Source organism: Acidovorax sp. FG42, assembly GCF_057809195.1.
The window spans coordinates 81691-94975 of the sequence record NZ_JBMDJM010000008.1 but is presented as its reverse complement, the minus strand read 5'-3'; the positions used below and the strand labels follow the sequence as shown (position 1 = coordinate 94975).

Annotated in this window: 13 protein-coding genes; 6 read left to right on the top strand and 7 right to left on the bottom strand. The window is 63.9% G+C overall.

Annotated features, from left to right (window positions below):
• Positions 1–111: 111 nt before the first annotated feature.
• Together ACODSM_RS10705 and ACODSM_RS10700 are read right to left on the bottom strand one after the other, a co-directional pair.
• Complete coding sequence (locus tag ACODSM_RS10705; protein WP_108498094.1) at positions 112–405, bottom strand: DUF4148 domain-containing protein; 294 nt, start codon at positions 403–405, stop codon at positions 112–114.
• A 343-nt stretch (positions 406–748) separates the two neighbouring features.
• Positions 749–2041, bottom strand: a complete 1293-nt coding sequence (locus tag ACODSM_RS10700) for an AI-2E family transporter (protein ID WP_488805241.1) — start codon at positions 2039–2041, stop codon at positions 749–751.
• A gap of 176 nt (positions 2042–2217) precedes the next feature.
• Here ACODSM_RS10700 and ACODSM_RS10695 point away from each other — a divergent pair, with 176 nt between their 5' ends.
• Both ACODSM_RS10695 and ACODSM_RS10690 read left to right on the top strand, forming a co-directional pair.
• Positions 2218–2952 carry a hypothetical protein gene (locus ACODSM_RS10695; protein ID WP_043565609.1) on the top strand — a complete coding sequence of 245 codons (735 nt, stop codon included), beginning with the start codon at positions 2218–2220 and terminating at the stop codon, positions 2950–2952.
• Positions 2949–3530: a FlgO family outer membrane protein gene (locus ACODSM_RS10690; RefSeq protein WP_015015272.1), complete on the top strand. Its 582-nt coding sequence runs from the start codon at positions 2949–2951 to the stop codon at positions 3528–3530. The genes ACODSM_RS10695 and ACODSM_RS10690 overlap by 4 nt, the downstream gene beginning before the upstream one ends.
• Before the next feature lie 166 nt (positions 3531–3696).
• Here ACODSM_RS10690 and flhC read toward each other — a convergent pair whose 3' ends face one another.
• The 5 genes from flhC to ACODSM_RS10665 all read right to left on the bottom strand — a co-directional run bounded on the left by flhC (position 3697) and on the right by ACODSM_RS10665 (position 8172).
• Positions 3697–4257: a flagellar transcriptional regulator FlhC gene (gene flhC / locus ACODSM_RS10685; protein WP_110959998.1), complete on the bottom strand. Its 561-nt coding sequence runs from the start codon at positions 4255–4257 to the stop codon at positions 3697–3699.
• 47 nt (positions 4258–4304) lie between these two features.
• Complete coding sequence (gene flhD / locus ACODSM_RS10680) at positions 4305–4631, bottom strand: flagellar transcriptional regulator FlhD (protein ID WP_015015270.1); 327 nt, start codon at positions 4629–4631, stop codon at positions 4305–4307.
• Between the two features lie 327 nt (positions 4632–4958).
• Positions 4959–5864, bottom strand: a complete 906-nt coding sequence (locus ACODSM_RS10675) for a sulfurtransferase (protein ID WP_488805240.1) — start codon at positions 5862–5864, stop codon at positions 4959–4961.
• Between the two features lie 101 nt (positions 5865–5965).
• Positions 5966–6877 (bottom strand): DMT family transporter, encoded by a 912-nt coding sequence (locus tag ACODSM_RS10670; RefSeq protein WP_015015268.1) that lies wholly within the window; start codon positions 6875–6877, stop codon positions 5966–5968.
• 140 nt (positions 6878–7017) lie between these two features.
• Positions 7018–8172 (bottom strand): aromatic ring-hydroxylating oxygenase subunit alpha, encoded by a 1155-nt coding sequence (locus tag ACODSM_RS10665; RefSeq protein ID WP_309822654.1) that lies wholly within the window; start codon positions 8170–8172, stop codon positions 7018–7020.
• A 276-nt stretch (positions 8173–8448) separates the two neighbouring features.
• On the opposite strand from ACODSM_RS10665, the gene xseB reads away from it, so the two are divergent.
• The 4 genes from xseB (at position 8449) to ACODSM_RS10645 (ending at position 12977) form a co-directional block, all read left to right on the top strand.
• The gene (gene xseB / locus ACODSM_RS10660) at positions 8449–8691 is read left to right on the top strand and encodes an exodeoxyribonuclease VII small subunit (RefSeq protein ID WP_488805239.1); all 243 of its coding nucleotides are present in this window, start codon (positions 8449–8451) and stop codon (positions 8689–8691) included.
• Positions 8688–9662: a polyprenyl synthetase family protein gene (locus ACODSM_RS10655; protein WP_488805238.1), complete on the top strand. Its 975-nt coding sequence runs from the start codon at positions 8688–8690 to the stop codon at positions 9660–9662. Before xseB ends, ACODSM_RS10655 begins: the two co-directional genes overlap by 4 nt.
• Positions 9663–9753: 91 nt before the next feature.
• Positions 9754–11649, top strand: a complete 1896-nt coding sequence (gene dxs, locus ACODSM_RS10650) for a 1-deoxy-D-xylulose-5-phosphate synthase (RefSeq protein WP_488805237.1) — start codon at positions 9754–9756, stop codon at positions 11647–11649.
• Between the two features lie 245 nt (positions 11650–11894).
• A complete protein-coding gene (locus ACODSM_RS10645) occupies positions 11895–12977 on the top strand; it encodes a TRAP transporter substrate-binding protein (RefSeq protein WP_015015263.1) in 1083 nt (360 codons plus the stop codon).
• Positions 12978–13285: the final 308 nt, after the last annotated feature.

The window sequence follows — 13285 nt, the reverse complement described above, 5'->3', positions numbered from 1 at the left end:
TGGCCAGTGCGAGAGCGTATGTCTAAAACACCTCCCATGGCAGCAGCACCCGCACCGCGCGAAGTGCCACCACCATGGGAAGTCCCGCAACTGCGTCAATCGGTCATGCGATTACATCGCGCTGAATTCGCCCGAAGGGATCTGGCCGGTGCGCACAGCTTCAGCAGCCTGGGCACGCACGGCAGCGCGGTCAGCGGTGGACTTGTAGGTCACCACACGCGAGCCAGCAGGCTCGATGCTGCGTGTTTGTGCCACGGTAGCGGCTTCAGCAGCCACTTCAGCGCGCGTGCGGTTCGTGTCGAACTTCAGGGCAAATTGCGAGCCATCGGCTTCGTCAGCATGGGCGCCAAAGGCGGCGAAAGCGGCAACAGCGGCGACGGAGAGGAAACGAGCGGTCTTGTTCATGATGAAAATCCTTGAAAGTTAAAAAGCGTCTCAAAAAAGCCGGGTCAAAAACCATTCCTGAACCGGGTTCGGTGAGTCGCCTTGCGGGTTCGGCTCATCGATGGGATGAACTGTACGCCGATGGTGTTCAGGGAAAAACCACTCAGTCGCGAACTAACTGTTCCAGTATTGAAAACAATCACCAAGAACGGTGGGCTGGGTTTGGTGTGCCCTGAGGTTCAGCAATGTTTGGAGCTGTACCTCTGGCGCGAAGCCAGAGGCCGTGCGTGGAGCAGGCGCAAAGACACTGGCCGCGCGAGACGCAGAGACGGCATACGTGGCAGCTGCCGCGTCGCTTGTGGGCTCAGTCGCCCAGCAATTCGCCCACGGCCTTCAGGTCTTCCACCCGGTCGCACACGGCCTTCACGGCCATCATCACCGGGATGCCCAGCAGCAGGCCCCACAGGCCCCATAGCCAGCCCCAGGCCAGCACGCTGATGAACACGGCCACGGGGCTCATGCTGCTGGTGCGGCTGGTCAGCCAAGGCGTCAGCAGGTTGCCGATCAGCGTGTGGATGACCAGTGAGGCACCGCCAATGGCCATGGCCATGTCGAGTGTGCCGAACTGCAAGAACGCCACCAGGGCCGAGGCCCCTGTGACCAGGGCCGAGCCGATGTACGGCGCGAGGTTGAGCACCGCGGCCACCACGCCCCACACAGCTGCGTTTTCCAGACCCAGTGCCCAATAGGCCGCGCCAGTGGCCAGGCCGACAAGTACGCTGGTGAACACCTGCAGCAGCAGATAACGCTGTATCTGCTGCGTGATGTCCTGCAGCACATGGATGGTGACCTTGCGCCGCTCCAGGCTGGTGCCCGCAATGCGCAGCAGCTTGTCGCGAAACAGGTTGCCTGAGGCGAGGGCAAAGTAGGTCAGAAACACCACCACCATCAGCTGCCCCAGGGCCGACATCAGGCCCATGGTGCCGCTCCATAGGTAGTCGCGGATGTTGAAAGGTGGGCGCTCCACGATCACCCGCTGCACTCCCCGGCGGGGCGCTGTGGTGGCGGTGCTGTTTTCGTTGGCGGCCTGCTCGATCTGGGTGGCCGCCTTCTGCACGGTGTCCAGCGGGCTGCTGCCACCCGCGCGCGCCTTGAGGTTGTCACGCACTTTTTTGGCGGCGACGGGCACCGAGTCCACCAGTTGCGCCGCCCCGTCACTGAGCGACCAGGCCGTGCTGGCCAGCCCGGCAACGATGGCCACCAGTAACACCCCCGCCCCCAGCGCCCGTGGCACATGCCACCGGGCCATCATCTCCACGGCGGGCCGCAGCGCAATGGTCAGCAGCAGGCTCAGCATGATCGGGATGAACACCGCACTGGCCCAGTGCAGCAGCGCCACGCTGGCAAACAGTGCCAGCAGGGCGAGGGAGAGGTTGCGCACGTCCACGGGCATGTGGAGCATGAGGGGCGCGTGAGGCGCTGGCGCCGAGACCGGAGGGGCAGGGGCTGTGGGTGCGGCTGCGTGTGCGTCGGCGGCTGGGGTGTGGCTGGCATCTGCTGCGACCTGGTTGGTCACCGCTTGGTCGGGGCCGCCATCGTCAACGGCGGTTGTCGATGGATTGGTGGGTGCGGAAGGAGCGGCAGAGGGCACGGTCATGCGCGGATTGTGCGGCAGGCCGGGTACGGGCTTTGTAGGTGGCGATCCCATCGCCAGCGGCGTTGGCAAAGTGCGACGGAAAACGGGCTTTGTTCCCGCGATGGTGCTTTGCCAAGGCCATTAGGATGATGCGATGCAATTGGACGGCATCACAACATGACAAGGGGCGTGTGCGCATGAATCCTCAACACTCCCTTCGTGGGCGCGTGTTCGCGACGGCAGCACTGGCGGTGTTGCTGGGCGGATGCTCGTCGCTGGATGTTCCGCGTGCCGACAACTATCCGGCCACCGACCAGAAGAAAGCGCGCGCCGTGCACCACTGGGATGTGTTGGCCGACGACGTGGCGGGTCGCATCGCGGGCAAGATCAGTGCCTGGCCAGCCGGCGAGTACCCCATCTATCTGGCTCCGAGCCCTGGCGACACCAGTTTCAACAACGGCTTTCGCAAGCTGCTGATCACGCGTCTGCTGGATCGCGGCGTAGTGCTGTCCACGCAACCGACGGCAGTCACGCTCACATTCGAAACCCAGGTGGTCCAGCACAACGCCCGCGTGCAAACCTGGGGACCCATGCCGTGGACACGTCTGGCGCTGGGCGTGGGCGTGGCGCGAGACTGGTATCTGTTCCGCCAGGGCGCTGGCTCCATGCTGGCGGGTGTTGCCGCCCTTGGCGCGGTGACGGACCTCACGCAATACGCCATCGACGGATCTGCCGCAGGCGGGCCGACGCGCACAGAGGTGCTCATCACGACATCCCTCGAAAGTGGCGACCGCTACCTCGCGAGCACGGCAGATGTGTACTACGTCGAACCCGATGATTCGCCGCTGTACAAGACGCAGTTGCCACCGCCTCCACCACCACCGCCTCCCCCACCCACCCCCGTAAAAACCTGGCGGGTGGTTGCACCATGATGCGCCGTTTCCAACCCGGCAAGCTCAAGTCCATGTGGTGCCTGGGCATGGTCGCTGTGTCGGCCCTGGCGCTGCAGGGCTGCTCGACCAACCCGGTCCACAGCTACTACTACGGCAACAGTGCGGGCGGCATGTCGCGCACGGACCTGATTGAGGTCAACGAACGGGCGACAGATGCCTTGCTGCTCAGCGCGCCGCTGGACGCGAGCCAGCCGGTGCTGGTTGCCACCTTGGTGAATGTGGACCGGCTCAACGAGTCGTCGCGGCTGGGGCGCATCTTTTCGGAGCAGATTGCGGGGCGCATGGTGCAGCGCGGCCTGCGCGTGACGGAGGTGAAGCTGCGTGACAACCTGGTGCTGCACCGCGAGCAGGGCGAGTTGCTGCTATCGCGCGAGGTGCGGGAGGTCAGCCAGGCGCAGAACGCACAGGCCGTGGTGGTGGGCACGTACGCAGTGTCGGCCTCGGTGGTGTACATCAGCCTCAAGCTGGTGAACCCGGTGGGCAACCAGGTGATTGCTGCACACAACTACGCGGTGCCTGCGGACGAGAACGTGCGGACCTTGCTGGCCGGGCGTTGATGGATGGGTAACGGTTTGGTGCTCTGCCTTGCACCACATTCCATCCGCAGACAGCAGAAAGCACAAAGGCCCCGAGCAGGGCCTTGTTTGCTATCTAATCAATAGCTATCGCGGCAATAGGTACTAGCGCATCGGGCACTTTTGGCTCAAAAATCACGCCAAGGTGTCAATGCAGCATCAGTGCGCCGGCGGTCTTGCTCTTGCCTGCACGGGCGGGCGGGTTGCATAGGCCGCAGGTGAAGTGGCGGTTCTCGTACAGCTCGGTCACGAACTGGCCGCTGCACTGGCTGCACTTGGTGCGGGTCAGCATGCCGGCGTCCACAAATTTCACCAGACGCCATGCGCGGGTGAAGGACAGCAGGGGCTCGATCTCGGCCGTGGCGACTTGTTCGTTGTACAGACGATAAGCTTTGGTCAGCAGTTCCACCGAGTCCAGGTCCACGCCCTTGGACAGGTATTCGTAGATGTTCAGGAACAGCGAGCTGTGGATGTTCTCCTGCCAGGTCAGGAACCAGTCGGTGGAGAAGGGCAGCTGGCCTTTGGAGGGCGACTTGCCAGCGATCTCCTTGTACAGGCGGATCAGGCGTTCATACGACAGCGTGGTCTCGGACTCCAGCACCTGCATGCGGGCGCCCATCTGGATCAGCATGGCGGCGCGTTCGATCTGCTTGGATTCGTTCAGAACACTCTTGGCAGGGGCTTTGGCGGCGTTGGTGGTGGAGGACATGGCGGGCTTTCGGTGAGAACGGGGCAACTACGCTGCGGGCAACTGCTTCAGAGCACTTCCGACACGCGGCTGGCCATCAGAATGTTGGCGTGCAGGGTGTTGGTGGCGTCGTTGCCCACCTTCTTGGCCGAGTGGTTGGTTAGCAAGCTCCACACCAGGTTGTCGTCCACACGGAAGCTGCAAAGTAGCGTGTTGCGGGAGGCCAGTTTCATCACTTGCGCTGCGGACAGCGAAGCGAGAATATCGGCAGACTCTTCGTTCATGCCCAGACGGAAAACTGCTTCGGCCTTGTCCTGACGGATCAGGGTTTGGGCCAGCATCAGGTAGGTGAGGTTGGCTTCGCGGATTTCAGCGAGGATTTGTTCGTTGGTCATGGCGGCTTCCTTTTTTCCAGTACCGGGTCTTGCGTTGCCTGCTGACTGCAGGTTTTGCGTGATCCGTTGAAATGGATTGTGAAACCGCCCCAATCAGAAATTAAGTCGGGGTTTGGCTGCGCCGCGTGTCTGGTTTCGCGGTGGGCTGTGTAGGAATTTGCCCTACATGCAGATCAGGCGTTGGCTGGCTTTCAAGAGGGGCGCATCTGCTGCGCTGGCAGGCACCGGTCCCCGAATTCTGCTCATGGTTTTGATAGCGCCTGCAAAACCATCTTTTTTGCGCTTTTGCAACCCGCGGCGTCCGTTAGACGCCGCAACTTGGGCGTTTCAACCCTTTTCGACCGGGCGCGTGGGGTCTGAACACCATTCGCTCCAGCTGCCCGCGAACAGGGCGGTGTGCCCCAGGCCGGCAATCTCCATGGCCAGCAGATTGGGCACCGCGCTCACGCCGCTGCCGCACTGGTGCACCACGGTTGCAGGATTGCGGCCTGCCAGCAGGGCATCGAACTCTGCGCGCAGTGTGGCTGCGGGTTTGAAGCGGCCGTCGGCGCCGATGTTTTCGGCAAACGGCCGGTTGAGTGCTCCCGGAATGTGGCCGGCCACCGGGTCCAGCGGCTCCACCTCGCCCCGGTAGCGGGCACCGGCGCGGGCGTCGATCACGGTTTGGTCTGCGGGGCTCTGCAGGCGGGCCAGGACATCGCTGGCCGTGGCCAGCTGGCGCAAGGGCTCGTTCAGTGCAAAGTGGGACTGGAAGTGCGAAGGCTCTTCGCCGCTGTTGACTGCGCCCCCTGCGGCCTGCCAGGCCTGCAGCCCGCCGTCGAGCACGGCCACGGCGTCATGGCCCGCCCACTTGAGCATCCACCACAGGCGGCCGCAATAGTTGGCGCCCTGGCGGTCGTAGACCACGGCCTGCATGTTGTTGGCAAAACCCACGCTGGACAGCCACATGGCAAACCGTTCGCGGCTGGGCAGCGGGTGGCGGCCGCCGGATGCAGGCTGGTCGGCCTCCTGCGCCGTCACAGTGCCGGTGGCGCCGGGTGCGCCGTGCTTGGCGCTCAGGTCGTTGTCCAGGTTGGCATACACGGCGCCGGGGATATGGGCCTGCGCATATTGCTGCGCGCCGGCGGTCGGTTGCATGAGTTCGAAGCTGCAGTCAAACACCATCAGCGGCGCACCGCTGGCGATGAGGGCTTGCAAATCGGGGGCGGAGATGAGCGTGGTGTAGGGGGTCATCGGCAGGTCAGGTGCAAAGCAACCGGTAGGACAGGGAGGCCTCCATTGTGGCCATCCCGATAGGCTGTGTCCTCGCCAGCGCGCATGAGTTTTTGTATCGGTCAGTGTTCTTCGGCCGGTGCGCCGGGTGCGGCCCGGGCCCGCAAGATGGTGGCCACAATGCCGCTGCCCACGATGAGGACCATGCCGATCCAGCCGATGGGCGGAATCTTGTCGCCAAAAAGAGCCACGCTGTAGATGCCCGCAAACACGATGCCTGAATACTGCAGGTTGGCCACCACCAGCGTGCCGCGCTGGGTCTTGGCGCTGGCATAGGCGCGCGTCATGCACAGCTGCCCGCCCGCAGCCAGCACGCCGATGGGCAGCAGCCACAGCGCTTGCCAGCCCGGCCAGTCCGACATGCCGGTGAACAACATGGCCACGCCGCCCGCGACTGCAGAGCCCACCGCAAAGTAGAAGACGGTGCGCGATTCGGGCTCGCCCAGGCGCGACAGCGCCACCACCTGCATGTAAGCAAATGCGGCCGACAGGCCGGACATCAGGCCGATCATCCCGGCAAAGGCCTGGTTCTGGTCCAGGCTGGGGCGCAGCATCAGCACCACGCCGACGAACCCGGTGAGCACCGTCAGCACCAGCGGGCCTTGCAGGGCGGGCCGGGGCGTGGCGGCAGAGGGCCGCCAGGCCAGCAGCGTGCCGCCGACCAGGAAGGCAGCGATCCACACGCTGCTCATGTAGTTCAACGTCATGGCGGTGGCCAGCGGCAGGTGCGCAATGGCGTAGAACCACGCACCCAGCGACGCCACCCCCACGAGGCTACGCCAGGCGTGCATGCCGGGGTACCGTGTGGCGAGCGTCACGTTTTGTGAGCGTGACAGCAGCCACAGGATGAACATGCCGATCAGCCCCCGGTAACACACCAGCTCCGCCGAGTTGAAGAAGTCCGAGGCGATCTTGACGCACACGCCCATGCTGGCAAACAGAAACGCGGCCAACACCATCCAAAGGGCTTGCATCGGGTTGTGATCTCTTGAGGGGCGCCGTGGAGCGCACAAATGAAAATAGCTGCCAGCGCTTATTTTTTAAGCACTGGTAGCTATTGTAATGAGAGCAAGCCCCAGCGGGCCTGCAGATTGGCGGGGTTTTGCCTCTGTATTCAGCGTTTTGCCGCAGCCGGGTCGATGGTGCCGCTCCCCATGGCCTCGCGGTACCACTCGTGGAAGTGCTGCATGCCGTCTTCCATAGGGCTTTGGTAAGGACCCACTTCGTTGTCGCCACGGGCCAGCAAAGCCTTGCGGCCGGCGTCCATGCGCTCGCCAATTTCGTCGTCCTCGATGCAGGTCTCCATGTAGGCAGCCTTCTGCGCCTCGACGAATTCGCGCTCAAAAGCGGCGATTTCCTCGGGGTAGTAGAACTCCACCATGTTCAGCGTCTTGGTTGGGCTGATGGGGTGCAGCGTGGACACCGTGAGCACATGCGGGTACCACTCGATCATGATGTGTGGGTACAGCGTGAGCCAGATGGCGCCGTACTTCGGCGGCTTGCCTTCGCGGTAGTCCAGCAGCGCCTTGTGCCAGCGCTCGTACACCGGGCTGCCCGCCTTGCCCAGGCGGTTGGCAACGCCCACGGTCTGCACCGAATAGTTCTTGCCAAACTCCCAGCGCAGGTCGTCGCAGGTGACGAATTGCCCCAAGCCCGGATGGAACGGGCCGACGTGGTAATCCTCCAGATAGACCTCGATGAAGGTCTTCCAGTTGTAGTTGCACTCGTGCAGCTCCACGTGGTCGAGCACGTAGCCATCAAAGTCCAGGTCGGCGCGGGGTCCCATCTGGGCCAGGTCGGCGGCTACGTCATAGCCGTTGTCTTCAAATAGAAGACCGTTCCATTCGCGCAGCTTGTAATTGTTGAGGTTCAAGCATGGGTCGTGCGCGAAGTGCGGCGCGCCCAGCAACTCGCCTTTGGGGTTGTACGTCCAGCGGTGCAAAGGGCACACGATGTTGCCGCCCGCGCTGCCCTTTTGCTGGGTGTTCAGCGATCCCTTGCCTTTGAGCATGACCGCTTGCCGATGGCGGCACACGTTGGAGATCAGCTCGATGCCGCCCTGGGCGTTGCGCACCAGGGCGCGGCCCTCGCCCTCCTGGGGCAGTGCATAGTAGTCGCCCGCGTGGGGCACAGCCAATTGGTGCCCCACGTAGCGGGGCCCGCGCTGGAAGATGGTCTCCAGCTCGCGCTGGAACAGCGCATCGTCAAAGTAGCTCGAAACTGGTAGTTGGCTTGCGGCCTGCTGCAGTTGAAGACTTAAATCAGACATGGGTGACCTGACCTAAAGACTCCCCACAGAGAGAGTGCGGGAGGTGCGCCGGTGAAGGCGCATCTGGAAAAAGAAAACCGGCTAGGGTGGGTAGCCGGCTCGACGGGAATGGGATTATAGGCGGTGGGGTTATTCCCGCACCCCCGCTACGTGAATAGAAAACACCGGTTCCATCAAAAATAGAGGCCTCCCACGGATCGGCCGCTGTCCGACACGGGCGTCACAGCGCTGCGCCTAAAATCACCGGTTTTTCACCCGCGCACTGCCGCACCCTCCATGCCCAAGGCCCCCGCAACCCCTGCTTCTCCCGCCGAACCTGCCAGCTACGAGGCGGCCCTGGAGGAGCTGGAGCAACTCGTGGCCCGTATCGAATCGGGCCAGCTGCCGCTGGACCAGATGCTGGCGGGCTACCAGCGCGGCGCCACCCTGCTGGCGTTTTGCCGCCACCGGCTCGACGCCGTGCAGGACCAGATCAAGGTGCTGGACGACGGCCAGCTGCAACCATGGAACCAGGAATGAGCGCATTGCCGATGACCTCCTCGACGGCGTTGAACCCGCCCCTGGACACGAATCTCTGGAGCCAGAATCACCTCGCCCGTGTGGAGCAGGCGCTGACCTTGTGGGTGGGCGACGGCGCCCCGGCAGGGCTGGGCGACGCCATGCGTTACGCTGTGCTGGATGGCGGCAAGCGCCTGCGGCCCCTGCTGGTTTTGGCCGCGTACGAGGCGGCGCGCAGCGGTTCCTCGGATTCCGCCGCACCTGAGGGCGCGGCGGTGCAGGCAGCCCTGGACGAAGCCGCCCTGCGGGCCGCGTGCGCGGTGGAGCTGATCCACGCGTATTCGCTGGTCCACGACGACATGCCCTGCATGGACAACGACGTGCTGCGCCGTGGCAAGCCCACCGTGCATGTGCAGTTTGGCGAAGCCCAGGCCCTGCTGGCGGGTGACGCACTGCAGGCCTTCGCGTTTGAACTGCTGACCCCCGACAACACGTTGATCCCCGCCGCCACGCAGGCGGCCCTGTGCAGGCTGCTCGCGCGGGCTGCAGGTTCGGCCGGCATGGCGGGTGGCCAGGCAATTGACCTGGCCAGCGTGGGCGTGGCGCTGACCGAGGCGCAGCTGCGCCAGATGCACCGCCTCAAGACGGGCGCCTTGCTCCAGGGCAGCGTGCTCATGGGCGCCCTGTGTGGCCATGCGGCGCCCGTTGCCTACCAGGCACTGTCCGACTATGGCGCTGCCATGGGGCTGGCGTTCCAGGTGGTGGACGACATCCTGGATGTGGTGGCGGACTCTGCCACCCTGGGGAAAACGGCTGGCAAGGACGCGGCCGCAGACAAACCCACTTACGTCTCGTTGCTCGGTCTGGAACGTGCGCAGGCTTACGCGCAGGAGCTGCTGGCCGAGGCCCATGCAGCGCTGGGGCGCAGTGGCCTGCCCGACACCCGTGCCCTGGCAGCCCTGGCGGACATGGTCGTGCGCCGCTCGCACTGAGCCCGGCCTTGGTTCCTGGCGACTCCATGAATGTCCAAATGCCTGCTAGTGCTTGAATCTCTTGCGCTGGTAGCTATCAAAAGAATAGTCAATGTCCACGACACCCTTTCCCTTGCTGCAGACCATCAATGACCCGGCAGACCTGCGTCGGCTCTCGCGCGCTGACCTCAAGGTGCTGGCGACCGAGTTGCGCGAGTTCGTGCTGCAGAGCGTGTCGCAGACCGGTGGCCACCTCAGCTCCAACCTGGGCACGGTGGAGCTGACCGTGGCCTTGCACCATGTCTTCAACACCCCGGAAGACCGCCTGGTGTGGGACGTGGGCCACCAGACCTATCCGCACAAGATCCTGACCGGCCGCCGCGACCGCATGCACACGCTGCGCCAGCTGGGCGGCATCTCGGGCTTTCCGCAGCGCGCCGAGAGCGTCTACGACACCTTTGGCACGGCGCATTCCAGCACCAGCATCTCGGCAGCCTTGGGCATGGCACTGGCCGCCAAGCGCAAGGGCGACAACCGCCATGCGGTGGCCATCATTGGTGATGGCGCGATGAGCGCCGGCATGGCGTTTGAGGCGCTCAACAACGCGGGCGTGGCCGACTGCAACCTGCTGGTGGTGCTGAACGACAACGACATGAGCATCAGCCCTCCTGTGGGCGCTCTCAACCGCTACCTTGCGCAGCTGATGAGTGGACAGTTCTATGCCGCCGCCAAGAACGTGGGCAAGACCGTGCTGCGCCCGGTGCCGCCCCTGCTCGAATTTGCCAAGCGCTTCGAGCAGCAGGCCAAGGGCATGGTGGTGCCCGCCACTCTGTTCGAGAAATTCGGCTTTAACTACATCGGCCCCATCGACGGGCACGACCTCGACTCGCTGATCCCTACGCTGGAGAACATCAAGAGCCTGAAGGGCCCGCAGTTCCTGCACGTGGTCACCAAGAAGGGGCAGGGCTACAAGCTGGCCGAGGCCGACCCCGTGGCCTACCACGGCCCCGGCAAGTTCGACCCCAGCGTGGGCCTGACCAAGCCAGCCACGCCCCCCAAGCAGACGTTCACCCAGGTGTTCGGCCAGTGGTTGTGCGACATGGCGGCGCAAGACCCACGCCTGGTGGGCATCACCCCGGCCATGCGCGAGGGCTCGGGCATGGTCGAGTTTGAAAAGCGCTTTCCGGACCGCTACTACGACGTGGGCATCGCCGAGCAGCATGCCGTCACATTTGCCGCAGGCATGGCCTGCGAAGGCGTGAAGCCTGTGGTGGCCATCTACTCCACCTTCTTGCAACGGGGTTACGACCAGTTGATCCACGACGTGGCCCTGCAGAACCTGCCCGTGGTGTTTGCGCTGGACCGCGCGGGCCTGGTGGGCGCTGACGGTGCCACGCATGCAGGGGCTTACGACATCCCGTTCGTGCGCTGCATTCCGAACATGAGCATGGCCTGTCCCGCCGACGAGCGCGAGTGCCGACAGTTGCTGAGTAGTGCGTTTGAGCAGGACCACCCCGTGGCCGTGCGCTACCCGCGCGGCAGCGGCGCAGGTGTGGCGCCGCTCGCAGCGCTCGACGGCCTGCCGTTCGGCAAGGGCGAGATCCGCCGTGAGCGCAAGGGCGAGGCCGACGGCAAGGCGCCCCGCATTGCCATCCTGGCATTTGGCACCTTGCTGTACCCCGCGCTCGAAGTGGGCGAGGCGTTGGATGCCACCGTGGTCAACATGCGCTGGGCCAAGCCCATCGACGAAGCCTTGCTGCGCGAAGTGGCGGAGCGCCACGATGCGCTTGTGACGGTGGAAGAAGGCGCCATCATGGGCGGTGCGGGCAGTGCGGTGACCGAGGCGCTCAACGCCATGGGTATCGTGCGCCCCGTGCTGCAGCTGGGGCTGCCCGATGTCTTCATCGAACATGGCGACCCAGCCAAGTTGCTGGCGTTGCAAGGGCTGGATGCGGCGGGGATTCGCGCATCGATTAGCGCCCGGTTTTTGCCTGGCAACGCGGGCTGAAACGGAGGTCGGCTGCGGTCAGCGCCCCGCGCTGGCCGTGGGTGCCGTGAGGGCTTTCGCACTGCTGTCGCGCAGATGCTTGCAGAACCCTGAAGGTGTGTGTTGAGGTCGGAATTTCGCGGGAAAACCCGCAAAAGTCCTGGGGGTCATGTTCCTACAATGGTGCCGGCTGAAACATGTCCTTGGTGGGCCGTGCACAACGCGTGCGCACCAAGTTTTGCAATCAATATATCGGAGAGAACCTCATGGATCGTCGTTCAATCATCAAGCACGCTGGCATCGCCGGTGTGCTGGCTGCAGGCGCTGCGCCCGCCGTCCACGCCCAGGCTGCCATTCGCTGGCGTCTGGCCTCCAGCTTCCCCAAGTCGCTGGACACCATCTATGGCGGCGCTGATGTGTTCTCCAAGGCCGTCAAGGCCATGTCGGGCGGCAAGTTTGAAATCTCCGTGCACGCTGGTGGCGAGTTGATGCCCCCCTTCGGCGTGGTGGACGGCGTGCAACAAGGCACTGTGGAAATGGCGCACACCGTGCCTTACTACTTCTACGGCAAGAACCCCGCCTTCGCGCTGGGCTCGGCAGTGCCTTTCGGCTTCAATGCCCGCCAGATGAACGCCTGGATGTTGCATGGCAATGGCCGCAAGCTCATGAACGAGTTCTACGGCGGCTTCAACATGATCAGCTTTGCAGGTGGCAACACCGGCACGCAGATGGGTGGCTGGTTCCGCAAGGAAATCAAGTCGCCTGCCGACTTCAAGGGCATGAAGATGCGCCTGGGCGGCGGTCTGATCGGTGAAGTGATGCAGAAGCTCGGCGCTGTGCCCCAGAGCATCCCTGGCGGCGAAATCTACCAAGCCCTCGAAAAGGGCACGCTCGACGCTGCCGAGTGGGTGGGTCCTTACGACGACCAGAAGCTGGGCTTCAACAAGGTCGCTCCGTTCTACTACTACCCCGGCTGGTGGGAAGGTGGTCCTGAAGTGGACTTCTTCGTCAACCAGAAGGCGTTTGACGGCCTGTCGGCTGAGAACAAGGCCATCATCGAAGCCGCTACCAACGTGGCGCACGTGGACATGTTGGCCAAGTACGACGCGCTGAACCCCACCGCCCTGAAGCAGCTCGTGGCGGCCAAGACCAAGGTGCTGCCTTTCTCGCAAGCCGTGATGGACGCTTCGTTCAAGGCTTCGATGGAAGTGTTCGCTGAGAACGACGCCAAGAGCCCCGAGTGGAAGAAGATCTACGCCGACATGCGTGCCTTCCAGCGCGACCAGATCCTCTGGTTCCGCTTTGCCGAAGCCCGCTACGACACCTTCATGTCCGCACAGAAGATCTGATGGCCCGGCTGCGGCGTAAGCCGCAGGGCATCTCGATCAGAAAACCCGCCCGGTTCGCCTGGCGGGTTTTTTTGCGTCTGGTGTATGGGGTTGGATGCTCGATCCCGAGGTGCTGCGGGGCAGGAGACGCTGCTAGGTCTCACGCGATATTCGGTCAGCTGGGGCTCAAGGCGTCGCCTCTGTTGCTGTGATCGGCACGTTTGCGCGATCGCTCGGTAGACGCTGGCCAGCGGGTTCAGTGGTCCGCTGAGGGCAACACCTCAAGGCGTAGCGGCCTGTGTGCTGTGAGACTGGTCGGATCAGCGTGA

What these genes read in the sequence shown, in the direction of transcription:
- ACODSM_RS10705 (WP_108498094.1), bottom strand. Translation starts at nt 405, where the DNA reads ATGAACAAGACCGCTCGTTTCCTCTCCGTCGCCGCTGTTGCCGCTTTC.
- ACODSM_RS10700 (WP_488805241.1), bottom strand. Translation starts at nt 2,041, where the DNA reads ATGACCGTGCCCTCTGCCGCTCCTTCCGCACCCACCAATCCATCGACA.
- ACODSM_RS10695 (WP_043565609.1), top strand. Translation starts at nt 2,218, where the DNA reads ATGAATCCTCAACACTCCCTTCGTGGGCGCGTGTTCGCGACGGCAGCA.
- ACODSM_RS10690 (WP_015015272.1), top strand. Translation starts at nt 2,949, where the DNA reads ATGATGCGCCGTTTCCAACCCGGCAAGCTCAAGTCCATGTGGTGCCTG.
- flhC (WP_110959998.1), bottom strand. Translation starts at nt 4,257, where the DNA reads ATGTCCTCCACCACCAACGCCGCCAAAGCCCCTGCCAAGAGTGTTCTG.
- flhD (WP_015015270.1), bottom strand. Translation starts at nt 4,631, where the DNA reads ATGACCAACGAACAAATCCTCGCTGAAATCCGCGAAGCCAACCTCACC.
- ACODSM_RS10675 (WP_488805240.1), bottom strand. Translation starts at nt 5,864, where the DNA reads ATGACCCCCTACACCACGCTCATCTCCGCCCCCGATTTGCAAGCCCTC.
- ACODSM_RS10670 (WP_015015268.1), bottom strand. Translation starts at nt 6,877, where the DNA reads ATGCAAGCCCTTTGGATGGTGTTGGCCGCGTTTCTGTTTGCCAGCATG.
- ACODSM_RS10665 (WP_309822654.1), bottom strand. Translation starts at nt 8,172, where the DNA reads ATGTCTGATTTAAGTCTTCAACTGCAGCAGGCCGCAAGCCAACTACCA.
- xseB (WP_488805239.1), top strand. Translation starts at nt 8,449, where the DNA reads ATGCCCAAGGCCCCCGCAACCCCTGCTTCTCCCGCCGAACCTGCCAGC.
- ACODSM_RS10655 (WP_488805238.1), top strand. Translation starts at nt 8,688, where the DNA reads ATGAGCGCATTGCCGATGACCTCCTCGACGGCGTTGAACCCGCCCCTG.
- dxs (WP_488805237.1), top strand. Translation starts at nt 9,754, where the DNA reads ATGTCCACGACACCCTTTCCCTTGCTGCAGACCATCAATGACCCGGCA.
- ACODSM_RS10645 (WP_015015263.1), top strand. Translation starts at nt 11,895, where the DNA reads ATGGATCGTCGTTCAATCATCAAGCACGCTGGCATCGCCGGTGTGCTG.